The following is a 24,520-nucleotide window of genomic DNA, read 5'->3' as shown; positions in this document are numbered from 1 at the left end:
CGCGTTGCTGCGGTGGGTCTTTCCTCCCACCGCAACTCCCTGGAGACAAATACACGCGCAAAATCTGGATTTGTATAGCGTGGGTGCGCAATCGTCCTACTCGGTGCCCGCGTGGATGGTGAAGCGCTGGTATCGGGCCCAGGCGCCGGGCTCGTCGCCGGTCAGCAGGTGCCAGGCCTCGCGGTACTGCTCGTAATCCCTAGGAGTCTTCTTGCGCTTTGGCGCCGCTGGATAGAGACGAAACTTGCTCAGGCCGTGCACTGCGTCGGCGGGAATGACGTACCACACGTCTTGCTGGGGCAGGGCTACCACAAGAAAGTCGAAGTGAGCGCGATCAAAACGTTTGCGATTCGTGGTGCCAACGCCGTAGCCTTGCAGGCCTGGAGCGCGATTCCATGCTGATTTCACCTGCACGCGGTTCATGGCTCGCCGGACATTGAACACGACAAAATCGAAAGGCTCCAACTCGCTGCAGGGCTTGCAGACAGTCAGCCCCTGGCCCATCGCCTTGGCTGTGAACGCCGCTTCCGCCCACTCGCCCCGGCGCTTCGGGCTGCGCATGAACGGATGGAGGAGCTTTTCCCAGGATGGCATCCTGCGATGTTAGCCGACCTCCGATCCAGGGGCTGTGATGCGGGTCACCCAAAAAGGGGCTCGGGCCTCAGCGGCTGAAGCCGGTTCATTCGTGGCAGCTGATCGCCGGGCTGAAGCCCGGCACTACCTCAGTCTTGTCGGGCAACGCCGGCGCACGCCTGCTCGGTGCTGTGATGCTGGTCACCCTGGTCCGTCCCGCGTAATATTTCCCCATTCCTGTAACTTCTCTGTAACCGTCGTCATCCCTGACCCGGGACCTGTGTGCCCCATGCTTCATGACCAGGCCGAAGCGCGGCTGATCGCACGCATCAAGAGTGGTGAACGCGAGCTGTTCTACCAGCTCATCCAGCCGCACGAGCGCACGGTCTACCTGGTGGCCTACTCTGTGCTCAAGAACGAAGCCGATGCCGAGGATGTAGCGCAGGAGGCGATCCTCAAGGCGTTTCGTGCCCTGAAGGACTTCCGCGGCGAGTCCCGCTTTCACCACTGGCTGGTGAAGATCGCCCTCAACGAGGCCCGCATGCGCTACCGCAAGCGCCTGGCCGAGCACCTGGAGTCGCTGGACGACGAGCGCGAGGGCGAGGATTCCGGCTACACGCCTTTGCAGATCGCCGACTGGCGCGAATTGCCTGCCGACGTCCTGGAACGCAAGGAGGTCCGCGAGGAGATCGAGAGAGCGGTGGACCGCCTGCCGGAGAAGTACCGTGAAGTCCTGGTGCTGCGCGACATGGAGGAGATGACCATCGCGGAGACGGCCGAGATCCTCGATCTGACCGAGGCCACCGTCAAGGTGCGATTATTTCGCGCCCGCTTGCGTTTGCGCGACATGCTGGTGGAGCGTTTACCCGCTTCCTCTCGGCAGATGAAGAAGGTGCAGGGATGGTGATCCACTGCAAAGACGTGTGGCAGGAGATCTCGAACTATCTCGAGAACGACCTCGATCCGCAATTGCGCCGCGAGATAGAAGCCCATCTGGAAAACTGCAAGCACTGCGCCGCGCTGGTGGATTCCACGCACAATGTGCTGGTGCTCATCGCCGACGAGCGCACCTTCCATCTTCCCATCGGGTTCCACGAACGGCTTATGAAGCGGCTGGCGGCGGAAGTTGGCGCCGGCTAGCCCCGCGGGTGCAGGATCAGGTGCGCCCAGACCTCGACTCCCAGGACCACAAACGTCAGGATCGAAGTAGCCAGGGCGATGGCGATGCGCCGTCGTTCGGAGGTGCTCAGCGGCCGCAGGCGCCACCGCGACGCAGGATTGCGGCGCAGCCTCCACGTATTCCAGACCACGTACAGGTTGGCGCCGGCTCCGCCCACCGCAAATAACACCAGGATGATGCGCGCCGCAGGCGTATGGAACAGCTCCAGTGCCGCCGCCGCCGATACCACGGAGACCCCCAGCACGATGGCGACGGACTTCAGGAAGACCGTGGTTGCGCAGGCGGCTTGGGCGATGGCGAACCACACCGAGCCGACGCCGATCACCGTCGTCCGCTTGACTTCGTTGTCGCTCTCGACCGCGGCTTCGTGCAGGACGGTATTCGTGACACTACCCATAGAAACACCTCACCCTCGGCAGATGAGGGATAGACGCATCCCCCGGCCAATCGTCACCAGGGAATTACGGCCTCAACTGCGGGAGAAGATTTCGGATGAATGCCTGGTTTGCTGTCGGGCGAGGTTCTAGGTCTTGGTGTCGGTCTTGGTGTCAGCGGGTTTTTCGCCATCTTTCATGGCGTCCTTGAAGCCGCGGATGCCTTCGCCGAGCCCCTTGCCCAGTTCCGGTAGTTTCTTGGGGCCGAACACCAGCACGGCGATGAACAGGATCACCAGCAAATGCATCGGTTGGAAAAGTCCTTCGAACATTCACATCTCCTGGAAGTGTCGGAGGGCGACACTGATTCTCTCTATTGGAACACGAAGCATCCCAAAAGTCGCGAAAAAATGCGTCTCCCCGCGCCCCAACCGGTTCCTGCCGCCGCAACCTCGTAACCCGGAGCTGCCGTGTTTTCATTGACTTGCCCGTGGGCCAGACCTACCATCAAAATTTGTCGGAGGCCTCGCCTTGGTCGGCCAGACGATTTCCCACTACCGGGTGTTACGCAAGCTGGGGTCCGGAGGCATGGGAGTGGTTTACGAGGCCGAGGATGTGCGGCTGGGCCGACACGTCGCCCTCAAGTTCCTCCCCGAGAAACTGGCCAATGACGCCAAGGCCCTGGAGCGCTTCCAGCGCGAGGCGCGCGCCGCTTCCAAGCTCAACCACCCCAACATCTGCACCATTTACGACATCGGCGAATACCAGGGCCAGCCATTCATCGCCATGGAACTGCTGGAAGGCGAGAGCCTGCGGGAACGCATCCACGACCGCTCCATGGAGTTCGAGGACGTGCTCGACCTAGGCATTCAGATCGCCGACGCGCTCGATGCCGCGCACAGCGAGGGCATCGTGCACCGCGACGTCAAGCCCGCCAACATCTTCATCACCCGCCGTGGGCAGGCCAAGGTCCTGGATTTTGGCCTGGCCAAGCTGGTGCGCGAGAGCCGTCCCGTGGCCCAGGCCGCTGGGCCGCGCGGCGTCGCCGCGGTTGCCGACGAGGAGCAGACCCAGACCGGCGCCGGCCTCATCCCCGGCACCGCCGTCTACATGTCGCCCGAGCAGGCCAACGGGGAAGAGCTCGATGCGCGCTCCGACCTGTTCTCCTTCGGCGTCGTGCTCTACGAGATGGCGACGCGCAAGAAGGCCTTCGCCGCCAACAGCACGCTGCTGACCCTCGACAACATCATGCACAAGAAGCCGATGTCGCCGCTGGTGGTCAATCCGGCGCTCCCGCCGGCGTTCGAGGACGTCATCGGCAAGACCCTGGAGAAGAAGAGAGACAACCGCTATCAGACCGCCGCCGAGATCCGCGAGGAGCTCCGCCGCCTGAAGCGCGAGAGCGACTCCGACATCCTGCCCACGCTCATGCGGCCCGGGGAACGGCGTCCCACGCGGACGTTCCGCTATGCCAGCGTGCGGCACACCTACGCCCAATTGGCGATCCTGGGCGTGCTGGTGATGTTCGCGGTCGTGGTCACGGTGTGGTGGGCCAAGCACGGGCGCGCGGGCACGGTGAGCGCCGCCGCCAATAACACCATCGCCGTCCTGCCCCTGCAGAACGTCGGCGCCGATCCCAAGCTCGACTTCCTGCGTTTCGCCCTGGCCGACGAGATCGACACTGTCCTCACCTACACGCGCTTTCTGGAGATCCGCCCCTCGGCGGCCACCAAGAAATACTCGGACGAGCCCAACATCGATCCGCAGAAGGCCGGCCGGGAGCTGCGCGTCGCCAACATCATGACCGGCCATTTCCTCAAGCAGGGCAACGATCTGGTGGTGACCTTGCAGGCGGTCGAGGTGAAAAGCAACAAGGTGCTGTGGCAGGGCAGCGTGTCCGCGCCCGCCGACAATCTCATCCAGCTCCAGGACAAGCTGTCCACGGAGCTGCGCCGCGGCCTGCTCCCGGTTCTGGGCGGCACTGCCTCGGTCACCACCACCGCGAGTGTGCCCAAGAATTCGGAGGCCTTTGACCTCTACCTGCGGGCCACCGCCGTGCCCCACGATGCCGAGCCCAACAAGGAAGCCATCACCATGCTGGAGCGCTCGGTCGGTCTCGACCCCAGCTACGCACCGGCCTGGGACACGCTGGGCCGCCGCTACTACTACGACGCCGCCTATTTCGGTGGCGGAGAAGCGGTCATGAAGCGCTCCGACTCCGCCTACGAGCGCGCCATCGCCCTTGACCCGAACCTGATCTCCGCCCGCGCCCACCTCACCGAGAACCGCGTGGAGAAAGGCGAACTGGCCAAGGCCTACCAGGATGGCGAAGAACTGGTCCGGCTCCGCCCGGAGAACGCCCACGCCCACTTCACCCTGGCCTACATGCTGCGCTACGCCGGGCTGCTGGGCGACTCAGCGCGCGAGTGCGATACCGCCGCCGCCCTCGACCCCGGCAACTTCGATTTCCGTTCCTGCGCCATCACATTCTTCGAGATGGGCCGGACCGACCGCGCCATGGAATTCCTGAGGATCGACGCGGGATCGGAGTGGGCGACCGACATCCTTCCCTCCGTCTTCCTGCGCGCCGGCAAGCTGGAAGCGGCCCGGCAGGCGCTAGGCAAGATGAGCGCCAACCCCACCTGGTACCGCTTCCTGCTCTCCGCCTGCCTCCAGCCGGGCTCCGTCTGGGAAGCCGACGAGGCGTTGCGCAACGCGCTTCCGGCGCTGCTCGCCGAGCGCGACCCCGAACTGCGCTACTACCACGCCAGCATCCTGTCGTATTGCAGCAAGACAGACGCCGCAGCGCAGCTGATGCGGAGCGCCATCGACAGCAACTACTGCGCCTACGAAGCGCTGGAACTCGATCCCTTGATGGCCAACCTGCGCGCCACCCCCGCCTACGCCGACCTGCGCCAGCGCGCCTCCGACTGCCAGGCCCGCGCGGTGGCCGGACGGCGCCGCTAGCTTTTACCGCAGAGAACCCAGAGGCCGCCGAGGAACTTCATTTTCCTCGGATGAACAGGGTTTCGTGGGGATAAGCAATCGTCTTCGCTTTTCACTCTGAGGGGCTTCAGCCGCGAAGGATGTCGGGTGACCGTGCAGCGGGAATGCCGTCTATCGGCGGTCGCAGGCGATCGATCCGGGAGTTTTCGGTGTGGGCTGGCCGAGTGCAGCTATACTCCGAAGTTCTTCTACCTCGGGGGGGGAGTGTTCATATGCTCCTTAACGCACTACTGGTAATCGCACTGCTTGTCCCTTCAGTTGCAGTTGCACAACACGAATGCGCTGAATTGCAGGAAGCGAAGAATGCAACCTATGGTTTTCTTCCCAGCAGGCTCAACAAAGCAGAGCAGGAGAGCAAGTCCAAGCAGATGGATGTCTTTTGGAATGCGGTTCGGAGCACTGGGACCAACGGCATCGCCTGCCTCCGTCGAATGATTGTCGACGAGAAGAAGGATGGATTCTTCCTGTTCGACGCATCATCGCTTCTGTACGGCATCGACAAGTCACCGGATTCCGTAGCAGCAATCGAGTCGGGTTTGGAGCGCGCCGACCTGAATCAAGTCGATCCGGGCGGCTATTTGTCTTTGCTGATCCAGATGTCCAAGACCGATGTCGATACGGGGCCGTTGGCTGAGCGATACCTGAGACATCCAAATGTATTGGCTGTCGTACCGCAGCACGCGATGACCATCGACCGCTCCATCGGCGCGGTCCTCCTCTACGGCAGCATGCGCGCAGATCTTCCCGACAAGTACCTAATTGCCGATCTGAACGACAAGGAACCCTACGTGCGTGCGACCGCTGCCCTGGTGCTGGCGATCAACATGACTGGTGAGAGTTTTAGGGCTTTGCAGTCTGTTCCCGTTGACTCCCTGCCTGCTGACATCGCAACCCAAGTGAGGGGTTTCCGCACTTACGAGAAGAAAGGCATCCCTCTGCCACCCTCCAAGTTCTCCCGCGAGCAGGTGCTCAGGATTCTCCACCGGATACCGCACACGAGAGAAGAGTACGAGGCAGTCGTGAACTCACCCGAATACAAGGCTTACCAAGAGGCCAAGTACGCTCGCCTCTCCACGAGCAAGAATGCTCCGACAGAAGAGAGCGTCAAGCAAATGATGCAAGACCGCGAGGAGGAGGAACCTTTCACCGACATTTCCGGCGCAAAGCGGTTCATTGAAAGTGCAATCCTGACCTTAGATGGATCCGACCTGCCCCTTCTACGGGAGTGCCGGCGCAAGTCTATTCATGGAATGTCGGATGAGGTGCTGTATGAGTACTTTGCATACACGGGCATCATTGGAGGCATCATCAACCGGCTCGATCTGTACAAGGAATACAGAATCCATCCTGCCGCAGAAGCGGCGCCTAGCAAATAGCGAAGTGCGGCGGCGGGGCGAAATGAACGAATAGGCGGGTGGCCCACATCTTCTTATGTTGTGAGAGTCTTGAGATTCTGGAGGAAAGCTGGGCCACCTGCCGCGGGCTGCGCTACATCGTGATCAGCGATACAGCGGCTCAGGACGTGCACGCACTGAGCGAGCTCTTCCGGCACACCGCGCTCTTCTGAGAAAAATTGGGCGGGCCGAAAGTCGGTCCGCCCGGCGTTAATAAGCCGACGAGAAAGAGCACTCCTGATGAGTGCAGATGACAGCTCTACTGTTCCTCCTCGCGCAGCTTGGCGATGACGCCGAAATCTTCCAAAGCAGTGACGTCGCCCTTGACTTCGCCCGTGCCCGCCAATTCGCGCAGGAGGCGACGCATGATCTTGCCGCTGCGGGTCTTGGGCAGAGCGTCGGTAAAGCGAATGTCGTCCGGCTTGGCCATGGCGCCGATCTCCTTGGCCACCCACTGGCGCAGCTCTTCTTTCATCTCCGGGCCGGGCCGGATGCCGGACTCGAGGGTGACGAATGCGGCGATGGCTTGGCCCTTCATCTCGTCGGGACGGCCGACCACGGCCGCCTCGGCGACCTTGGGGTGCGCCACCAGCGCGGATTCCACTTCCATGGTCGAAAGACGGTGGCCGCCGACGTTGATGACGTCGTCCACGCGTCCCATGATCCAGAAGTAGCCGTCCTTGTCCTTGCGCGCTCCGTCGGCGGTGAAGTAGGCACCGGGGATCTCCGACCAGTACTGCCGCTTGAAGCGCTGATCGTCGCCATAGATGGTGCGCAGCATGGCCGGCCACGGTTTCTTGATGATGAGGAACCCGCCGGAGCCCTCGGGCACGGGCTTGCCGTCGCGTGTGACCACGTCGGCGATGATGCCGGGGAAGGGCCGCGTGACGGAGCCGGGCTTGGTAGCGACCGCGCCGGGCACAGGCGCGATCATGATCATGCCGGCTTCGGTCTGCCACCAGGTGTCCACGATGGGGCAGCGGTTGCCGCCGATGTGCTCGCGGTACCACATCCAGGCCTCGGGGCTGATGGGTTCGCCCACCGAGCCCAGCAGGCGCAGGCTGCTCAGATCGTGCTTTCTGGGCCCCTCCGTGCCCCATTTCATGAAGGTCCGTATGGCCGTGGGGCCGGTATAGAGGATGCTGATCTTGTGCCGCTCGATGATGTCCCAGAAGCGGTCCGAGGCCGGGTGGTTGGGAGCGCCTTCGTACATGAAGGAGGTCGCGCCGTTCTGCAGCGGCCCGTACACGATGTAGCTGTGCCCGGTGACCCAGCCGATGTCGGCGGTGCACCAGTACGTGTCGTCGTCCCTGAGGTCGAAAACCCACTTGGCGGTGATGTAGGTGCCGACCGCGTATCCGGCCGTAGTGTGCACGATGCCCTTGGGCTTGCCCGTCGTTCCCGAGGTGTAAAGGATGTACAGCGGGTGCTCGGAATCGAGCGGGGTGGCCTCGCACTTGTCGCCGGCCTTCTCCATCAGCTCGTGCCACCAGTGGTCGCGGCCTGCCTGCATTGAGACGTCGCGGCCGCTGCGCTGGAGCACGACGACGTGCTTCACCGTCGGACAGCTGGGCAGTGCTTCGTCCACGGCGTCCTTGAGGCGGACTTCAGTGCCGCGGCGGAATCCGCCGTCCTGGGTGACCACGGCAACGGCCTTCTGGTCGGTGATGCGGTCCACCAGGGCGTTGGCGGAGAAGCCACCAAACACCACCGAGTGGGTGGCGCCGATGCGGGCGCAGGCCAGCATGGCGATGGGCAGCTCCGGCACCATCCCCATGTAAATGGCGACGCGGTCGCCAGCCTGGATGCCGAACGACTTCAGCACGTTGGCAAACTTCGAGACCTCGATGAGAAGCTGTTGGTAGGTGAGGGTGCGCTGGTCGCCCGGCTCGCCTTCCCAGACGATGGCGGCTTTGTTCCTGCGCCAGGTCTGGACGTGCCGGTCGAGGCAGTTATAGCTGAGGTTGAACTTGCCGCCAACGAACCACTGCGCAGTCGGGGCCTGCGACCAGTCCAGCACCTTGTCCCAGGGCTTGAACCAGTGCAATTCCTTGGCGATCCCGGCCCAGAACGCTTCGGGGTCCTTCTCCGCCGCGGCGCTGATCTTGTCGTACTCCTCCTTGCTCCGGATGTGCGCCTTTTCGGAGAACTCCCTGGGGGACTCGAAGAGACGATTCTCCTGGAGTACGGAATCGATGCTTGAAGTCGGTTGAGTGCCGGTTGCCATTAAACTTTTCGCGCCTTCCTCGATGACCTGCGCTTTCCTGGAATGGAGCCGATTGTCTGCAAACAAGTCCCGCCTGGCGGCATGACCACCGCCTTACACATGGCACTTCTGCGGGGCTGGGATTCGGCGTGGGGATTCATAACAACTTCGTGCGGCGGCCCAGGGACATAAGCTTTACGACTGTTCGACCCATGCAGACTGATGCCTAGCGTTCGTTTTCCGGCAGACGAAAGAGTGCCTTCCCGCCGCAGAGAGGGAGCGGCGGGAAGGCGTTGGGGTGCGCTTACGCTGTCTTGAGGGCAGCGCGCACGGTTGATTCCGGGGCCTCGGGCCGCTTGGCGAGCAGTTCGCAGATCAGAGCGACAACCGCCAAGGCAGCCGCGGTGTAAAACGCGGCTTGGTAGTTCTTGTACTTGTCGTAGAGCACTCCGCCGATGCGTCCGCCAAGGACTCCGGCCACGCCCCATGCGGTGAACAGCATGCCGTAGTTGATGCCGGCATTCTTCGTGCCCCAGAAGTCGGAAGCGGCAGAGCCGTTCACCGACAACTGCGTGCCGTAGCACCAGTAGACGACAAACACGGCCGCAAACAGCCCGGCCACGTTGCCGCCGATCAGGTAGAGCAGCGGCATCACGACCGCGGAGATGGCAATCATCAGGCGCAGCACGTTGATGCGGCCGATGGCGTCCGACATCCAGCCGGAGAGGATTCGACCGGCAGCGTTGCCTACGGCCCCGACGATGATTGCGCTACTGGCGTATGCCGTAATAGCGACAGGACTGAGCCCGGAGTTCTTCAGACTTTCTTTGAAGAAGGGAATCAGTTGGCTGATGACCATCAGGCCGGCAGCGGTGCCCAGCGCGTATGCCACCCACATGAAGTAGAACGTGGACGTGCGCAGGGTCTCGCTGGGAGTGAATTCATAGGTCGTGGCTGCGGACTTCGAGGCCGGAGCCGGTGCCCATCCAGCAGGCTTGTAGCCGGCCGGCGGGTTCTTCAGGAGGAACGCTCCGAAGACAGTCATGACGAAGAACACGGCGCCCAGAATCTGGAACGTCGTGCGCCAGCCCACGGCCGGGATCAGGTACGAGTTAGACAATGGGCCGAAGATGGCTGAACCGCCGCCGTATCCGGCGACCGCCAGGCCCACCGCCAGTCCGCGTCTGTCCGGGAACCACTTGGCCATGACCGGAATGGGCGTAGAGTAGCCGAAGCCGTTGCCCAGTCCTCCGATCACGCCGAAGCAGATGAACAGGTACGTCAGGCTGCTGGTGTAGGCGCAAAGGAAGAACCCGACGCTGACCAGGACGCCGCCAATGAGGGAGATCTTGAACGGCCCCAGCTTGTCCTGCAAGCGGCCGGCGATCACGAAGGTAATGGCGAAGACCACGACGGCGATGGTGAACACCATCGCGGTGTCGACGCGCTTCCATTTGAATTCCTTTTCCAGTGGAGCGATGAAAACGCTCCAGGCGTAGAGGGAGCCGAGAGCGAGGTTCATGGATAGACCGCCCACCACCCGCCACCAACGATTGATGTGCGACCCGCTCTGAGAAGGAGCTTGTGCCGTTGTTGCCATAGTATGACTCTCCTGTCGGTAGTTCGTTATCTGAGGCCTGCGTCAGTTCCCATCCAGACTCAGGGGCCGCAGGTTCGGGATTGGCCCAGTGCCGTTACTCTTCACACCACTCCCTGGGATGACGGGTGGTTGGCCAGTCACGCCAGATCCTTCATCGCGCAGCCGATCCCATCGGATCCTGCTGCGGGCTCACCGCGAGTCTCCCGCCGACCCGCCCGCGCCGTGCCCCGAGGCCCAGCATAGGACGGACAGCAAGTACCCGGCGATTATTCGGCGCATTCTTCACTTGAGAGGTCCGCCGTGCAGTGACAGCGGTCACACAGCCGCGTGACGCATGCACGCTCCTGTGTTCGGGTTCCCGTTTGGGAACGCACCGCCGGCGGTGCACTGGGAGGCGCCAGCGGGGGTATCATGTTCCTCCCACGGAGGAACCATGCCCGAGACGATGAAACCCGTCGCCGAAATGCCGCTGCAGGACGCCGCGCAGGCGCCGATCCTGCCCATACTCATTGGTGGAGGCTGGCGCCCCTCCACTGCCCCCGACGCCCAGCCTGTTTTCGAGCCCGCGCGCGGCACCGTCCTGTGCCGGGTCCCGTTTTGCTCCGCGGGCGAGGTGGACGCGGCGGTGGCCAGCGCCGAGCGCGCCTTCCCGCAATGGAAAGCCACCCCAGTCACCGACCGGGTGCAATTCCTGTTCCGCTACAAGCAGCTCCTGGAGCAGCATTTCGACGAGCTGGGCCGCATGGTGAGCCGGGAGAACGGCAAGATCCTGGAAGAGGCGCGGGGCGAGGTGCGGCGCGGCATCGAGGTGGTGGACTTCGCCTGCGGCATGCCCACGCTGATGATGGGCGAAGGGCTGGAGTCGATCGCCCGCGAAGTGGACAGCTACACGGTGCGCGTGCCGCTGGGCGTGGTGGCGGGCATCTGCCCCTTCAATTTCCCGGCGATGATCCCGCTGTGGATGTTCCCCATCGCCATCGCCGCCGGCAACACATTTGTGCTGAAACCGTCGGAGCGAACCCCGATGACGGCCGTGCGGCTGGGAGAATTGCTGCAGGAGGCGGGGCTGCCCGCGGGTGTCTTCAATCTGGTACACGGCGCTCGCGAGACCTCGGACGCGCTGATCGCGCATCCCGCGGTGCGAGCCATCTCCTTCGTGGGCTCGGAGCCGGTGGCGCGCCACATTTATCAGGCGGCGGGACAGCACGGCAAGCGGGTGCAGGCGATGGCAGGGGCGAAGAACCACCTGATCGTCATGCCCGACGCCGACCTGCCCTCGAGCCTGAAGGCGATCATCAATTCGGCCTTTGGCGGGGCGGGGCAGCGGTGCCTGGCAGGCAGCGTGGCGGTGGCCGTCGGGGACATCGGCGACCGCCTGGTCCAGGAGCTCACGCAGGCAGCCGGCGCGATGCGCGTCGGCGACCCGCTGCTGGCAGACTCGGCGATGGGCCCGGTCATCCGCACCGACACCTGCAAACGCGTCCTCAGCTACATCGACAAGGGATTGAGCGACGGCGCCAAGCTGGTGCTGGACGGTCGCAAGGCGAGCGCCGTGCCGGGAGGGTTCTTCATCGGCCCGACCATCTTCGATCACGTGCGGCCGGAGTCCGCCATCGCGCAGGAGGAGATCTTCGGGCCGCTGCTGGCGGTGGTGCGCGTCAAGACCCTGGACGAAGCGCTGAAGGTGGTGAACCGCTCGAAGTTCGGCAATGCGTCCAGCATCTTCACGCGCAGCGGCGCGGCCGCACGGCAGTTCCGCACCCAGGTGGAAGCAGGCATGGTAGGCGTGAACGTCGGTGTGGCCGCGCCCATGGCGTTCTTCCCCTTCGCCGGATGGAAGGCGTCGTTCTTCGGAGACCTGCACGCCACCGGCAAGGACGCGGTGAAGTTCTATACGGAGACGCGCGTCGTCATCGAGCGCTGGCCAAGCTGAGCCGAGAGTAGCGGTAGAGACGCCATTACGGGCGTCTCTACTTCCGCAGATTTTATTTCACAGCGCCGACGGTGAAGCCGGCGATGAAGCGGTCTAGGAACAGGTTGTAGAGCAGCGCGATGGGCACGCTGGCGATCAGGCAGCCCGCCATCAGCGACCCCCAGAAATACACATCGCCGCGGATCAGGAACGTGGGCACGCCCACGCCCAGCATCTGATGCGCCTCGGTCGAAATGAAGGTCAGCGCGTACACGAACTCCTGCGTCACCAGCGTGAAGGTGAAGATCACCACCGTCAGGATTCCCGACAGTGAGATGGGGATCACCAGCTTGTAGAAGGCCTGGAAGCGGCTCAGCCCATCCACCATGGCCGCGTCTTCGAGCTCTTTGGGGATGGACTTGAAGAAGCCCATCAGCAGCCAGATGGAGAAGGGCACGGTGAAACTGGGATAGACCACGACCACCGACCAGATGGTGTCCTGCAATCCGAGGATGGCGACCACGCGCGACAGCGGGATGAACAACAGCGTGGGCGGTACCAGGTAGGTGAGGAAGATGGCGATGCCCAGGCGCTGTCCCCAGCGGCCGGTGAGCCGCGCCAGCGAGTACGCCGCCGGCAAGGCCAGCACCAGCGTGATGGCCACCACGATCACCCCTACCAGGGCCGTGTTGCCCAGCCAGCGCGCGAACTGGGTCTCGAAGAACAGCAGGCGCAGGTTCTCGAGCGTGGGCTTGGCATTGAAGATGAACGGGTTATTGTCGAGGTTATAGAGGTCGCTGGATTGCTTGAAGGTGGTGATCAGCATCCAGTAGAAGGGAAACGCCAATAGGACGGTGAACACCACCACTACGACCCAGTGGACGATCCTGTTGAACACGGAACGCGCCGCGCCCCGGACCATCACACCACCTCCGCGCGATGCGCCATGCGCAGCATGCCCCAGGCCACCAGCACCAGCAGCGGGACCAGGAACAAGGAGATCGCCGCCCCGGCGGCCAAGTCACCGCCCAGAATGCCGGTGAAAAACGCCAGCGACGGCAAGACCTGCGTCGAATCAAAGGGCCCGCCTGCGGTCAGGATGTAGACCACGGTCATGTCCGTAAAGGTGAAGATGATGCCGAACAGGACGGCCACGTTCACGATCGGCAGCATCATGGGCAGGGTGATGTGGAAGAGGGTGCGCCAAAAGCCCGCGCCGTCCACCGCAGCGGCCTCGGGGATGTCTTTGGGGATGGCGGTGAGGCCGGCGAGCAGGATGACGGTGGAGAAGGGAAGCAGCCGCCAGGTGTGCACCAGGATCACCGACGCCATGGCGAGCACAGGCTCGCCCAGCCACATGGGCGCGGCGTACGGTTTGTAGATGTGCATCGCGACCAGCACCCAGTTGATCACGCTGTAAAGCGAATCCAGGATCCACTTCCAGCCGATGGCGCCCAGCGAGATCGGCGCCACCCAGGGAAGCAGCACCAGGAAACGCACGAACCCGCGCCCGCGGAACTTCTCCTTGAGCACCAGCGACAGGATGGTGGAACCGACGATGACGAGGACCTGGGAGACGATGGTGAAGATGAACGAATTCCCCAGCGCTTTACGGAAGCTGGGACTCTGCAGGATATGCCGGTAGTTGTCGAACCCCACGAAATGGTATCCGACGCTGCCCACCCTCACGTCGCCGAAGGCGTACAGGAACGCCATCACGAAGGGTACGCCGATGAGCGCCACGATATAGAGGACCGCCGGGGCGAACATGGCGATCCCAAGCCGATAGGCGCGCGCCGCCGGCGTGCGAAAAGACTTCCGTCCGCGCTTCTGCGCAGGCGGCGGGATGTCCCCCACCTCCTGGGCCAGGCGTTGCGCCGGCCTGGTGGCGGGATCGGCAGGATTCACTGCCATGCAAAGGCCCTCGCCTCCGTCCGCTTCTCCGTCTGCCGATCGAAGAAACGCAGGTCCCTCTCGCCCACGCCGAAGTCATAGGTCTCGCCGATGCGGAAGGAAGCGGCCGACGGCAGGCGCGAGGTGATCTCCTTGTCTTTGAAGCGGCCTTCGGCCACCGTGGCATACAGGATCCACTCCGAGCCCAGGTATTCCACGTTCTTCACGCGCAAGCTGAACTTGACCCCCGAACTGGGCGCCAGCTCGATGGGGACGATGTGCTCCGGGCGGAAACCGACGATCACCGCGCCGTCCTCCATCAGGTTCATGGGAGGGGATCCGAGGAAGGTCGCCACAAAGGTGTCGGCAGGATTGTCGTAGACTTCGGTGGGAGTGCCGATCTGGCGCACCACTCCCTGGTGCAGCACCATGACACGGTCGCCCATGGCCATGGCCTCGACCTGGTCGTGGGTGACGTAGATGGTGGTAGTGCCGATGCGGCGATGGAACAGCTCCAGCTCTTCCCGCGCCGAGGCGCGAAGCTTGGCGTCCAGGTTGGAGAGAGGCTCGTCGAGCAGGAAGACGGAAGGCTCGCGCACGATGGCGCGGGCCAGGGCCACGCGCTGGCGCTCGCCCCCGGAAAGCTCGCGCGGCTTGCGTTCCAGCAAGCGGGTGATGCCGAGCAGTCCCGCGGCCCACTCCACCTTCTGGCGGTGCTGTTCCTTGGGGACCTTCTGCGCCTTCAGCGGGAAGGCGATGTTCTTGTACACGGAGAGGTGCGGGTACAGGGCGTAGCTCTGGAACACCATCGCGATGCGGCGCTCGCGTGGGGTCATGTGGGTCACCACCTGGCCGCCGATCACGATCTCACCGGCGGTGGGCGTCTCCAGGCCGGCGATCATGCGGAGCAACGTGGTTTTGCCAGAGCCGGAGGGTCCCAGGAAGACGAGGAACTCGCCTTCGCGAGTCACCAGGTTTACGTTATTGACTGCCCCGAGCTCTCCTTCTTTGAATACCTTGGTCAGACCGCGGGTTTCGACAACTGCCATCCTTGCCTCGGATACGGTGGGTGTTCCAGCAACAAACGCCTGAGTGTAACACGACGCACTGCGCCCAGTGCCGCTTGTCACATGGGGTGCGCGGGCTGCCTCCCGAATCGGTCAGGGGCAACGAGAAAGCCCTTCCGGCGCTGCCGGAAGGGCTGAAAGGGGAACAGCGCCGGACTATTTCCAGCGCTCCCAGATACGCTTGTACTCCGTCTCCAAGGCCTTGGCGCCTTCTTCCGGAGTCTCGTCGCCGCGCGCGACCTTGGCGAAGTGGGTCGGGATGACCCAGGTCGTGAAGGCCTCGTCGATGGCGGCGCTAGCGTAGCCCGGATAGCCGACGTTGGTGGCCCAGTCGAGCACGTCGCCCAGCACTTTGTACTTGTCGGGCGGCTCGGCAGCCGGATCGTTCACGATGGTCTTCTGTAGATCGGGAACGGTCTTGGGGAAGCAGGGGAAGTTGTACCACTTGCTGGCGTTGAACGCGTCCTTGAAGGAATCGATGTAATCGATCAGGAACTGCTGGGCGCCGTCCTTGTTCTCGGCGAATTCCCAGATGACGTAGCAGTCCATGACGTGTTCGGCGGCCAGGCGCTTGGCCGGCCCCTTGAGCGCCTTGGAGATCATGATGTGCTTGGAGATCTCCTGGTGCTCGCGCTCCGCCTGCCGGGTGATGGAGATGGCGTTCATCACGAACGAGGTCTTGCCCGCCAGCATGGCGCGGTTGTTGTTGGAAGGATCCCAGGTGAAGACCTCCGGAGTCTCCGATTCCTGGAAGAGGGCCTTCATGAACTTCAAGGCCTCGATAGTCTCCTTGGAGTTGATGGCTACGTTGCCTTGCTCGTCCTGCTCTTTGCCGCCGAAAGACCAGAGAATGGCGCGCATGGCCATGCTGGTGTCGAGCTCCTGGGACAGGCCGATGCCGCAGGGATGTCCGTTCTTGTCGCGGATCTTCTTGGCGCCGGCGCGCAGGTCGTCGTAGGTGTCGGGGCCATTGGGATAGCCCGCTTCCGCCCACCACTCCTTGTAGTAGTTGCCCGGATCGGGCACATAGGAGTCGGAGAAGGCGAAGTACTTCTTGGTCTTGGGGTTGTAGGTGGATTTCTCCGCCAGGGAGATCTTCTTGCCGTGCTGCTTCTCCACCTCTTTGTACACGTTGGACATGTCAATGACCTGCTGCTCGAAGGCGGCGGGCGGCGACAGGAACATGAACAGGTCATGGCCCTTCTTGGCCGAAACCTCGGCGGTGGCGCGGGTCTTCAGCTCGTTGAGGTTGATGTGGTCCACGACGACGTTGGTGTTGTGCTTCTGTCCCCACGCCTTCGTGAACTCGTTATCGAACCACTTGTCGTAATCGGGGACGAAGTGGCTCCACTGGCCGATCTTGAGGGTCTTCTGCTGAGCCTGCGCTCGTTCGGGAAAAAGGAATGCAGGTCCGACCCCGGCTACCAGAGCGCCGGTACCCACTGTTTTCACGAAGTCCCGTCGTGTCCAGCGGCCGGTCTTCTTTTTTGCCATGGGAAATCCCTCCTTTGGGAGTTCGAGCGGGAATGGTAAAGAGCCTCCCCCCTGATTAGGCGGCCACATCATACGCCGCCAGGGAAAAAGTGCAACCCGGATGCAGCAGAACGGGGCGGCACGAGGCCGCCCCGGTTGGTTTGTGGAGTTGTGTCAGAAGGTGAAGATGGTCGCGAACTCCGAGTGGAGATCGTGCACGACGTGGTGGTTTACGCCTTCGAACAAGGTCTTACCGAGGTCGATCGTCTGGTAATGGCCCAGCTCGTAGCCGAAGGTCACGTACTGGTTGAGTTTGTACTGCAGGTTGGCGAACCCCCAGCTGGACTGCTTCTGAGCCGTTCCGCTCCCCCTGCGAGCGTCCTTGGCATTGACCGAATCCAAACCGTAGTGGAGATTGAGCGTCCACCCGGCATTGCGTCCCGTCGGATCCGCCTGGAAGATGCGGGAGAGCGGGAAGCCCAGTTCGACGAAGCCACCCTGGGAGCGGACTGCGCCCTGGGGAACGGCCATGACGGCTGGGATTGCGGTGGGTAAGGATCCGGCGGGCGGCGCAATCGCTGCGAACGCAATCGTCGATGCGCCGTCGATCGAGAAGCCGCAGTTATACGAAGGAGCTGGAGAACCAGCCGGGGTGGTCGGGCAACCTATCGTGTTGGCTGTGCCCGCCGCTCCCGTCCCAGTTATTCCGGGGGTGGTGAAGTTGTTGAATTCCTTCAGGAGCTGTCCGGCGAAGAAGAAGCGCAGGTCGGTGCCCCTGTAGTAATTGGTGACAAAGGTCACGTAACGTGTCGGGAGCTGGAAGCCGGCAGTCCAGCCGTTCCGGCTGGTGTCCACCGTGGCACCGGTCGGGAACGCATCCTTGAAGAGGTTTGTGTTCACGGCGGGAGCCGCTGTGCCCTTGCTGCAGAGTGGTGTCGTGGTGCCGGCAAACACCGTGCCTACCGGAGCAGTGCAGGACGGGATGTTAGCCAATGGGAGGATCACCGTGCGAGCCCCCTGCATGGCGCTGATAATGATCTGCGCCGGAGCGACGCCCTTGGCGTGATCGAGCTGGAACTGGAAGACCAGGCGTCCCTCGACCTCCGGACGGGCCGAATCGGCGCCCTGGCGCTCGGCGTACGCGAGTTGATCGCCCAGGTTCCCCGGCCCGGTGCTGACGGATACGACGGTCGCGGGACAAGGGACCGCAGCACAGGCCGGAACCGTCACGGTCTGCGTGTTGATGAACGGGGGCGTGTCGCCAAAGCCCGGGTGCACGATGGCGAACTCAGGTCCGATCTTGATGGAGGTTCCGGCGAACGAATGCAGGAAGCCGACGCGCACCTGCATATCGCGCGTGTACATCGAACCGAAGCCGACGCCCAGGAGCGTCGTCTCCAGCGAGTTGGGAAGGATGGAAGAACCGAACGGAGTCCAATCCTGGCCGAAGAGGACGAAGCCGGACGTCTGGTCACTGAACATGTGATCAATCCGCGCCCACGCCGAGCGCAGGTTGAGTTGGTTGGAACGGATCGCGCTGATGTTGCGGTTAAAGGCGCGGGTGAAGTTGCCTTCCCAGTCGGCCTCCACCCTGGCAGTGATGGAAGTGCCTTCCCGGATGTCCGGCCACTCGAAGTTGGCGCCGATACGGCTGGCGCGCGCCTTCAGGTGGAACTCCTTTGAACCGTCGGGTCCGGTGTCGCCGGAGAAACCGGGCAGGGGCGCATCGTTGCCGGTTGGCAAGTAGGTGTCGTACTGGACGCTGGACTTAAAGAACCCGTAAATCTTCATCTTGGCGCCCGAGCCGAGCTTGATGTCCGGGATCAGGCCGCCAACCTTCGCGGGCTCGAGTTGCAGCACGCGGACCGGGGCGACGGCGGGGATCACCGGCGGAGCCTTGGGCGCGGAAGGCGCCTTAGCCTGCGCCGAGTCGCGAGTGACGAGCGACGCCGATTGCAGCGTGGCTTCCCCGGATTCGTACGCGGGCACGGCCGTGCTCACGGCCTCAAAGTCGGCCGAGGTGATGAGTCCCTTATCGCGCAGGATCTGCGCCAGCTTGACGCGTTGATCGGCCGGGGCGACGGTGCCGATCGTGTCGGCCTCGGCCTGGGTGAGGATTCCTTTGGACTGAAGCACCCGGATCAGCGGATCCGACGGTTGATTGTCTGCAGCGAAGGCCGGGGCGATGATTACGGCCAGACAGAGAACACCCACAACCCAGAGGAGAGGACGGACGGGCATGGTCACCTCGCACACGGAGGTCTTGAGAGACACAACCTCCAATGATTGGTGCGGCGCATTATTCACATGTGCAAACCCCTGTCTGTGACGGATGTCACAGGGGGCTGTAAGAGCCGTCACTAAGAGCTGCGCCGCGCGCCCTCCCCGGCCCCTGCGCAGGCGCATGGATGGCGGCCCAGAGAGCGTTCTTCTATTTTTTCCTCGGGGCACGATGTACCCGGCCTTTTTGCGAGCGGCGGGGTTCCGATCTGGAACCCGGCGGCCGGGGGTGAGTCTCTAGCAGGCTGCTCGTCTCTGTGCTGTTCGTACCAAGTTGTCCCGCAGGGACAGCCTACACAGGTGAGCCTCGGCATCCGTAGGCCGGTAGGCCTAAGCCCGATCAGGTCGGCTGACACCGTATGAATCCAAGACATCGCGCAGGGTCACAATGCCTTCTAGTTTGTGCACATCCGCACGGCTCACTACTGGCAAGATGTCGATCTGGTTTGTTCCCATGCGCTCAAGTGCCAAATCAAGCCCTTGATCGGGGTGGACGTGCGGAAAAGCACCCGCACCCACCAGCTCACCCAGCTGCTTGGCAGCACCTTCCACTACCTTTCGTTCGAGCGTCGGGAGGTTGATAACGCCAACTACACCTCGTCGATCAGTCACCAGCCACGTTCGGAATTCACTCGGGCGAACCCGTTCCAAAGCCTCCCGAGCCGTGATCTCGGCTGGCAGGAACTCGGTCGCAGTGTGCATGACTCGGACTACCTGACGCTGACCATGTCGTTGGCGTGTTCCCGCCCCAGGCAGGTGTATGCCATCCTGTACTGCCAGGGCTTCGTAGATGGGCTGCCGCTGCAACCGTGAAGAAATGAAAAGGCTCACCAGATTCGAAATCATCAGTGGGACGATAACCTCATAGTCCTGCGTCATCTCGAAGATCATCAGCACTGAGGTCATAGGAGCGCGCACGATACCAGCGAAGACCGCGCCCATCCCGACTAGCGCGTAGGCACCCGGGGTCGCGGTGTAGACGGGTAACAAACGATGTGCCAAGGTCCCCAGAGAACCTCCCAACATGGCGCCGATGAACAGGGCGGGGCCGAAGATGCCGCCCGCATTGCCGGAAGCGTAACTCGTAGTCACCGTTATGAGTTTGAGAACCACCAGCAGAGCCATCAGTTTTAGCGCCATTGTTCCATTCAAGGCGTAGCCGACATATCCATAACCCACGCCCAAGACCTGGGGCACAAACCATCCCAACAAACCGACTAACAAGCCGCCTGCCAAAGGTTGAAACCAGAGTGTATTTTGCGGGAAGCGGAGAAAACGTTCCCGCATGCCTAGCAGAAGTTTCGTGAAGGCCACCGAAACCAGGCCTCCGGCTACCCCGAGCACAGCATAAACGGCAAATTCCGCGGGATGGACCAGTTGGTATTGCGGAACTTTGAATAGAGGGCTGTTGCCGAGCAGGAGGCGGAGCACCCCCCAAGAAGTAGCCGAGGCCAGCACTACCGAGCCAAGCACCGGCGCATGAAGGTCTCCCACTATCTCTTCGAGCGCAAACAATACTGCCGCCAAAGGCGTATTAAACGCGGCCGCAATGGCTGCTGCTGCACCGACCGGCAGAAGCGCCTTTACTTTTTCGGGACGCAGTCCCAAGAGACGTCCGAGCACTGAAGCAATACCCGCACCAACTTGAACGGAAGGTCCTTCGCGTCCGAGGGGGATTCCGCTAGCCAGTGTTGCGGACGTACAAAAGAACTTTCCCAGCACGGTGCGCAGCGTGATGCGTCCTTCGCGTGCATACAAAGCAGCCTTGGTCTGCGGCACTCCGCTGCCTCGGGCGTCGGGAAAATAGCGGAACAAGAGGTAGCCGATACTCAGGGAGCCCACGATCGGGAACAGCAGACGTCGCCACGGAGCACCGCCCGCCGGATACAGCCGTATCCCCATTCGTTCCGTCAGCAAGATGAAAGCGACGACCGCCAAGCCTGTCAGGGCGCCTATAACCAGCGCTAGGACCAGAAATACCTGATCCTCACGTTGTTGCAGCTTGTCCAAGCGATGCAACAGCGGGGTTTTCCACCAAGGCCCGCTCGTCCTCTGGCCACTTTCGGTCATCTTTCAGGAATGTCCCCCCCAAGAGCATATCTCATTAGGATTTGCCTTTGGGCGGCGGAGGTGGGATGCCGACGGCATCAGGTGCGCCGCTGCGCAAGGAGTCAGCCGATGGGAATCCAAGCGGTTTCGTCACCAGGAGGACGGCAAGTCCCGTTTGCTCCAACGTTTCGAACCGAGTTTTTCCGCAAGCTGCTAGAGTCCCAGGTACGCCTTGCGCACTTCGTCCATGCGGGCGACCTGGTCGGATTCCCCCTGGATGGTCACCCGCCCTTCGGCGAACACGTACGTGTAATCGCTGATGGCCAGCGCCAGGTGCACGTTCTGTTCGACCAGGACGATGGTCAGGCCCTGCTTGCGGAGACTTCCGAGTGTGAGGAAGAGCTGCTGCGCCAGCACCGGCGCCAGGCCGAGCGACAGTTCGTCGATCATCAGGACGGCGGGCTCCTGCATCAGCCCGCGGCCCAGGGCGAGCATCTGCTGCTCGCCGCCGGACAGCGTCGAAGATTTCTGCTTGCGCCGTTCCTTCAGGCGGGGGAAGAGTTCGTAGACACGAGCCAGGTTGTCCTTCTGCTGCTTGCGGGCGCGATGCGAGTAGGCGCCCATCTCCAGGTTCTCCTCCACCGACATCTCGGGGAACAACTGGCGGCCTTCGGGCACCAGGACCAAGCCGCGATTGGCCTTGGCATGCGGGGAGAGCCGGGTCACGTCCTCCCCGTGCAGGCGGACACGGCCCTTCCACGGGCGCATAGTGCCCATGATGGTGCGCAGGGTCGTGGTCTTGCCGGCGCCATTGGCGCCGATGATGGTGGTCAGCTTGCCCGGGGGCGCCTGCAGCGAGATGCCCCAGATCACCTGCACTTCGCCGTAGCCCGATTCGACATTCTCCAGCACCAGGGCCATGTCGCTCATTGGATTTCCCGCAACTTGTCGACAATGTCGGGGAAGCCGAGGTAGGCCTCCACCACATCGGCGTTGTTCACCACTTCCTCGGGCTTGCCTTCGGCCAACTTGCGGCCCAGGTTCAGCACCACGATGCGATCGGAAAGGTTCATGATCGCCTGCATCAGATGCTCGATCATGAATACCGAAACGCCGCGGTCGCGGATGCTGCGCACCAAGTCGATCATCTGCGCGATCTCCGTGGGATTGAGGCCGGCCAGCACCTCGTCGAGCAGGAGCAGCTTGGGGCGGGCGGCGAGCGCCCGCGCGACCTCCAACCGCTTCTTGCTGGCGATATTGAGCGAGCGCGCGGGCGAATGGGCGCGGTCCGCCATCCCCACTAGTTTCAGCACGTCCATGGCGGCGTCGCGTGCCGGACGCAGATGCAGGTACTCGCGCCCGAAGCAGGCGCCCACGGTCACGTTGTCCAGCACGCTCATGTCGTTCAAGGGTTTGACGACCTGGTGGGTGCGCGCCAGCCCGCGGTGGACCACCTGGTCGGGCGAGCGGCCGGTGATGTCTTCGCCCGCGAAGGTGATGCTTCCTTGGTCGGCCTTGTACACGCCGTTCACGACGTTGAACAGGGTTGTCTTGCCGGCGCCGTTGGGACCGATCAGGCCCAGGATCTCGCCCTCGCCGAGGCTAAAGCTCACGTCCGAGACGGCAAGCAGGCCGCCGAACCGCTTGCTGACGCCGCGCACTTCCAGCAGGGCGCTCATTCGATCACCTCTTTCGAGCGCGGCACCAGGCGATAGAGCCAGCCGATCAGGCCGCCGGGCGCGAACAGCACCACCACCAGCAGCATTCCGCCGGCGATCACCAGGTGGAAGTTCGACAGCTTGGGAGAGGTCAGCAGGTAGGAGCGGAGCCGCTCGTAGAGGCTCGCGCCCAGGGCCGCTCCGACCACGGTCCCCTGGCCGCCGAGCATCAGCATCACGATGCCCTCGAGCGAGAGCATGAACTCAAACGCGATCGAGGGATCGATCATGCCGTTCTTGAAGAACATAAGCGCTCCGGCCACCGCGGGCAGGAAGGCGGAGACGCTGAAGATGATCGCCTTGTACACGGTCGCGTTGACGCCCAGCACCACGGCGGCATCCTCGTCCTCGCGGATGGCGAACAGGCCAAGCCCAAATTTCGAGATCTTGATGCCCAGGCTCAGGATCATCGACAGGGCCATGATGGCGATCATCAGAAAATACGTGAGCCAGAGCGCACGCACCGCCCCGCCCAGTGGTGCGTAGGACTCGAACGAGACGTACAGGCCGGTGGACCTTCCCCAGGGATCGAAGTTGGAGACGAACGCCTGCACGGCGACCAGCACCCCGATGGTGGCGAGCGCGAAGTAGGCGCCGCGCAAGCGCAGGATGGCGAACCCCAGCAGCAGCGCGAACGCACTGACGGCCAGCCCCGCGACCAGCGCGGCCACCACCAGGTTCCAGCTCCGCACTGTCGCCAGGTACAGCCCCACGTAGCCTCCCAGCCCGTAGAAGACGATGTTCCCGAAGTTCACGTATCCGGTGTAGCCGATCATCAAGTTCAGGTTGCTGGCCAGGATGATGGCCACCGCGACCAGGATGAGGTCTTCGCGCAGGGAGAGGTTGTTGTTGCGCAGGGGAAGGTACACAAAGGCGGCTGCCGTGATCAGGATCAACCAGAACAAGGGACGCCGGAATATCACGCTGTTGCCCTTCCAAAGATCCCGCGTGGGAAGACGATCAGGACGGCCACAAACAAGCCGAACTCGATCAGCGGGATCCAGCTGACGGCGATGAAGGGCGTCACCGCCCCCTCCAGCAGCCCCAGCAGGATGCCGGCGACCAGCGCGCCGAACGGCTTTCCCAGTCCAGCCAGGACGGTGACCACGAAGCTTTTCAGCTCGTACGCGCCGCCGGAAAGTATGGTGAAGGGAAACAGCGTCGAGACCAACGCACCCGATACCATCGCCAGTGCGATTCCGATCCCAAACGCGATCGTCAGCACGGCAGTGGAGGAGATGCCCATCAATTCCGCGGCTTCGCGGTTATCGGCGACGGCGCGGATGGCTTTGCCCGGCCGCGTACGGTACAGGAACAGCTCCAGCGCCAGCGCGATCACCACCGCCGAGATCGCCGCCGCGATGTGGTTGCCGGTGAAGGTATACGCGCCGATCGCGATCCCCGGCAGGCTGAAGTTCACGTTGTACGGGCTGGTGCTCCAGATCGCGGTGCCGATGCCGATCACCATCATGTTCACGGCGAAGGTGGAGAGCAGGCTCATGAGCCCGGCGCGGCCGATCACCCAGTGGACCGCGATCCAGTACACCACGATGCCCACGAGGAATCCGCCCGCGAGCACGGGCAGGAGCAGGAAGTAAGCGTTGGTCGTGATCGCCGTGAACAGCATGTACATGCCGAACATGCCCAGCGCGATCATGGCGCCATGCGTGAGATTGATGACATCCATCACGCCCCAGATCAGGCTCAGGCCCATAGCCGCCAGGCCGTACACCGAACCCACGAGCAGGCCATCAATCATGGAGGCCAGAATGCCGGACATAGTTCGCCCTTTGCG

The 24,520-nt window shown here is 62.9% G+C and carries 21 protein-coding genes; 6 read left to right on the top strand and 15 right to left on the bottom strand.

The annotated features are described in order from the left end of the window. Nucleotides 1-96 precede the first annotated feature (96 nt). Nucleotides 97-594 carry a hypothetical protein gene (locus LAN37_10550; GenBank protein ID MBZ5647650.1) on the bottom strand — a complete coding sequence of 166 codons (498 nt, stop codon included), beginning with the start codon at nt 592-594 and terminating at the stop codon, nt 97-99. Nucleotides 595-862: 268 nt separating this feature from the next. Here LAN37_10550 and LAN37_10545 point away from each other — a divergent pair, with 268 nt between their 5' ends. Then, nucleotides 863-1,480, top strand: a complete 618-nt coding sequence (locus LAN37_10545) for a sigma-70 family RNA polymerase sigma factor (protein MBZ5647649.1) — start codon at nt 863-865, stop codon at nt 1,478-1,480. After that, on the top strand, nt 1,474-1,713 hold the full coding sequence (locus tag LAN37_10540; protein MBZ5647648.1) for a zf-HC2 domain-containing protein: 240 nt from the start codon (nt 1,474-1,476) through the stop codon (nt 1,711-1,713). The genes LAN37_10545 and LAN37_10540 overlap by 7 nt, the downstream gene beginning before the upstream one ends. Here the strand turns inward: LAN37_10540 and LAN37_10535 are convergent. Together LAN37_10535 and LAN37_10530 are read right to left on the bottom strand one after the other, a co-directional pair. After that, complete coding sequence (locus LAN37_10535; protein ID MBZ5647647.1) at nt 1,710-2,150, bottom strand: hypothetical protein; 441 nt, start codon at nt 2,148-2,150, stop codon at nt 1,710-1,712. The two genes, LAN37_10540 and LAN37_10535, sit on opposite strands and share 4 nt — an antisense overlap. Nucleotides 2,151-2,276: 126 nt before the next feature. After that, a complete protein-coding gene (locus tag LAN37_10530; protein ID MBZ5647646.1) occupies nt 2,277-2,459 on the bottom strand; it encodes a twin-arginine translocase TatA/TatE family subunit in 183 nt (60 codons plus the stop codon). A 199-nt stretch (nt 2,460-2,658) separates the two neighbouring features. Between LAN37_10530 and LAN37_10525 the strand changes: the two genes are divergently transcribed. From LAN37_10525 to LAN37_10515, 3 genes are all read left to right on the top strand, one after another. Beyond that, nucleotides 2,659-5,094 carry a protein kinase gene (locus tag LAN37_10525; protein MBZ5647645.1) on the top strand — a complete coding sequence of 812 codons (2,436 nt, stop codon included), beginning with the start codon at nt 2,659-2,661 and terminating at the stop codon, nt 5,092-5,094. A gap of 251 nt (nt 5,095-5,345) precedes the next feature. Then, nucleotides 5,346-6,509: a hypothetical protein gene (locus tag LAN37_10520; protein ID MBZ5647644.1), complete on the top strand. Its 1,164-nt coding sequence runs from the start codon at nt 5,346-5,348 to the stop codon at nt 6,507-6,509. Between the two features lie 38 nt (nt 6,510-6,547). Then, a complete protein-coding gene (locus LAN37_10515) occupies nt 6,548-6,700 on the top strand; it encodes a hypothetical protein (protein ID MBZ5647643.1) in 153 nt (50 codons plus the stop codon). A gap of 86 nt (nt 6,701-6,786) precedes the next feature. Here the strand turns inward: LAN37_10515 and acs are convergent, their stop codons facing one another. Beyond that, complete coding sequence (gene acs, locus LAN37_10510; protein MBZ5647642.1) at nt 6,787-8,754, bottom strand: acetate--CoA ligase; 1,968 nt, start codon at nt 8,752-8,754, stop codon at nt 6,787-6,789. Between the two features lie 283 nt (nt 8,755-9,037). Continuing rightward, nucleotides 9,038-10,333: an OFA family MFS transporter gene (locus tag LAN37_10505; protein ID MBZ5647641.1), complete on the bottom strand. Its 1,296-nt coding sequence runs from the start codon at nt 10,331-10,333 to the stop codon at nt 9,038-9,040. A 463-nt stretch (nt 10,334-10,796) separates the two neighbouring features. Here LAN37_10505 and LAN37_10500 point away from each other — a divergent pair, with 463 nt between their 5' ends. Further along, nucleotides 10,797-12,266, top strand: coding sequence for a CoA-acylating methylmalonate-semialdehyde dehydrogenase (locus LAN37_10500; protein MBZ5647640.1), 1,470 nt, complete (start codon nt 10,797-10,799; stop codon nt 12,264-12,266). A gap of 52 nt (nt 12,267-12,318) precedes the next feature. Here LAN37_10500 and LAN37_10495 read toward each other — a convergent pair whose 3' ends face one another. The 10 genes from LAN37_10495 to LAN37_10450 form a co-directional block, all read right to left on the bottom strand. Continuing rightward, nucleotides 12,319-13,167, bottom strand: a complete 849-nt coding sequence (locus tag LAN37_10495; GenBank protein MBZ5647639.1) for a carbohydrate ABC transporter permease — start codon at nt 13,165-13,167, stop codon at nt 12,319-12,321. Next, nucleotides 13,167-14,159 carry a sugar ABC transporter permease gene (locus LAN37_10490; GenBank protein MBZ5647638.1) on the bottom strand — a complete coding sequence of 331 codons (993 nt, stop codon included), beginning with the start codon at nt 14,157-14,159 and terminating at the stop codon, nt 13,167-13,169. Before LAN37_10490 ends, LAN37_10495 begins: the two co-directional genes overlap by 1 nt. Then, nucleotides 14,150-15,187 carry an ABC transporter ATP-binding protein gene (locus LAN37_10485; protein MBZ5647637.1) on the bottom strand — a complete coding sequence of 346 codons (1,038 nt, stop codon included), beginning with the start codon at nt 15,185-15,187 and terminating at the stop codon, nt 14,150-14,152. Before LAN37_10485 ends, LAN37_10490 begins: the two co-directional genes overlap by 10 nt. A 174-nt stretch (nt 15,188-15,361) precedes the next feature. Then, entirely contained in the window at nt 15,362-16,699 is a 1,338-nt protein-coding gene (locus LAN37_10480) for an extracellular solute-binding protein (protein ID MBZ5647636.1), read from the bottom strand. Between the two features lie 153 nt (nt 16,700-16,852). Next, nucleotides 16,853-18,919, bottom strand: a complete 2,067-nt coding sequence (locus tag LAN37_10475) for a hypothetical protein (GenBank protein MBZ5647635.1) — start codon at nt 18,917-18,919, stop codon at nt 16,853-16,855. 369 nt (nt 18,920-19,288) lie between these two features. After that, the gene (locus LAN37_10470; protein ID MBZ5647634.1) at nt 19,289-20,968 is read right to left on the bottom strand and encodes a chloride channel protein; all 1,680 of its coding nucleotides are present in this window, start codon (nt 20,966-20,968) and stop codon (nt 19,289-19,291) included. Between the two features lie 252 nt (nt 20,969-21,220). Continuing rightward, nucleotides 21,221-21,928, bottom strand: a complete 708-nt coding sequence (locus tag LAN37_10465; GenBank protein ID MBZ5647633.1) for an ABC transporter ATP-binding protein — start codon at nt 21,926-21,928, stop codon at nt 21,221-21,223. A 5-nt stretch (nt 21,929-21,933) separates the two neighbouring features. Next, a complete protein-coding gene (locus LAN37_10460; GenBank protein MBZ5647632.1) occupies nt 21,934-22,686 on the bottom strand; it encodes an ABC transporter ATP-binding protein in 753 nt (250 codons plus the stop codon). Continuing rightward, the gene (locus tag LAN37_10455; GenBank protein ID MBZ5647631.1) at nt 22,683-23,648 is read right to left on the bottom strand and encodes a branched-chain amino acid ABC transporter permease; all 966 of its coding nucleotides are present in this window, start codon (nt 23,646-23,648) and stop codon (nt 22,683-22,685) included. The genes LAN37_10460 and LAN37_10455 overlap by 4 nt, the downstream gene beginning before the upstream one ends. Continuing rightward, complete coding sequence (locus tag LAN37_10450; protein ID MBZ5647630.1) at nt 23,645-24,505, bottom strand: branched-chain amino acid ABC transporter permease; 861 nt, start codon at nt 24,503-24,505, stop codon at nt 23,645-23,647. The genes LAN37_10455 and LAN37_10450 overlap by 4 nt, the downstream gene beginning before the upstream one ends. Between the last annotated feature and the right edge of the window lie 15 nt (nt 24,506-24,520).

The organism is Terriglobia bacterium (assembly GCA_020073495.1).
Lineage (GTDB): Bacteria > Acidobacteriota > Terriglobia > Terriglobales > Acidobacteriaceae > JAIQFD01.
This window is presented reverse-complemented; position numbering and strand designations above follow the sequence as displayed.

Bases quoted from the DNA above. Each gene is read 5' to 3' on its own strand.
- LAN37_10550 (MBZ5647650.1), bottom strand. From the start codon at position 594: ATGCCATCCTGGGAAAAGCTCCTCCATCCGTTCATGCGCAGCCCGAAG.
- LAN37_10545 (MBZ5647649.1), top strand. From the start codon at position 863: ATGCTTCATGACCAGGCCGAAGCGCGGCTGATCGCACGCATCAAGAGT.
- LAN37_10540 (MBZ5647648.1), top strand. From the start codon at position 1,474: ATGGTGATCCACTGCAAAGACGTGTGGCAGGAGATCTCGAACTATCTC.
- LAN37_10535 (MBZ5647647.1), bottom strand. From the start codon at position 2,150: ATGGGTAGTGTCACGAATACCGTCCTGCACGAAGCCGCGGTCGAGAGC.
- LAN37_10530 (MBZ5647646.1), bottom strand. From the start codon at position 2,459: ATGTTCGAAGGACTTTTCCAACCGATGCATTTGCTGGTGATCCTGTTC.
- LAN37_10520 (MBZ5647644.1), top strand. From the start codon at position 5,346: ATGCTCCTTAACGCACTACTGGTAATCGCACTGCTTGTCCCTTCAGTT.
- acs (MBZ5647642.1), bottom strand. From the start codon at position 8,754: ATGGCAACCGGCACTCAACCGACTTCAAGCATCGATTCCGTACTCCAG.
- LAN37_10505 (MBZ5647641.1), bottom strand. From the start codon at position 10,333: ATGGCAACAACGGCACAAGCTCCTTCTCAGAGCGGGTCGCACATCAAT.
- LAN37_10500 (MBZ5647640.1), top strand. From the start codon at position 10,797: ATGCCGCTGCAGGACGCCGCGCAGGCGCCGATCCTGCCCATACTCATT.
- LAN37_10495 (MBZ5647639.1), bottom strand. From the start codon at position 13,167: ATGGTCCGGGGCGCGGCGCGTTCCGTGTTCAACAGGATCGTCCACTGG.
- LAN37_10490 (MBZ5647638.1), bottom strand. From the start codon at position 14,159: ATGGCAGTGAATCCTGCCGATCCCGCCACCAGGCCGGCGCAACGCCTG.
- LAN37_10485 (MBZ5647637.1), bottom strand. From the start codon at position 15,187: ATGGCAGTTGTCGAAACCCGCGGTCTGACCAAGGTATTCAAAGAAGGA.
- LAN37_10480 (MBZ5647636.1), bottom strand. From the start codon at position 16,699: ATGGCAAAAAAGAAGACCGGCCGCTGGACACGACGGGACTTCGTGAAA.
- LAN37_10475 (MBZ5647635.1), bottom strand. From the start codon at position 18,919: ATGCCCGTCCGTCCTCTCCTCTGGGTTGTGGGTGTTCTCTGTCTGGCC.
- LAN37_10465 (MBZ5647633.1), bottom strand. From the start codon at position 21,928: ATGGCCCTGGTGCTGGAGAATGTCGAATCGGGCTACGGCGAAGTGCAG.
- LAN37_10460 (MBZ5647632.1), bottom strand. From the start codon at position 22,686: ATGAGCGCCCTGCTGGAAGTGCGCGGCGTCAGCAAGCGGTTCGGCGGC.
- LAN37_10450 (MBZ5647630.1), bottom strand. From the start codon at position 24,505: ATGTCCGGCATTCTGGCCTCCATGATTGATGGCCTGCTCGTGGGTTCG.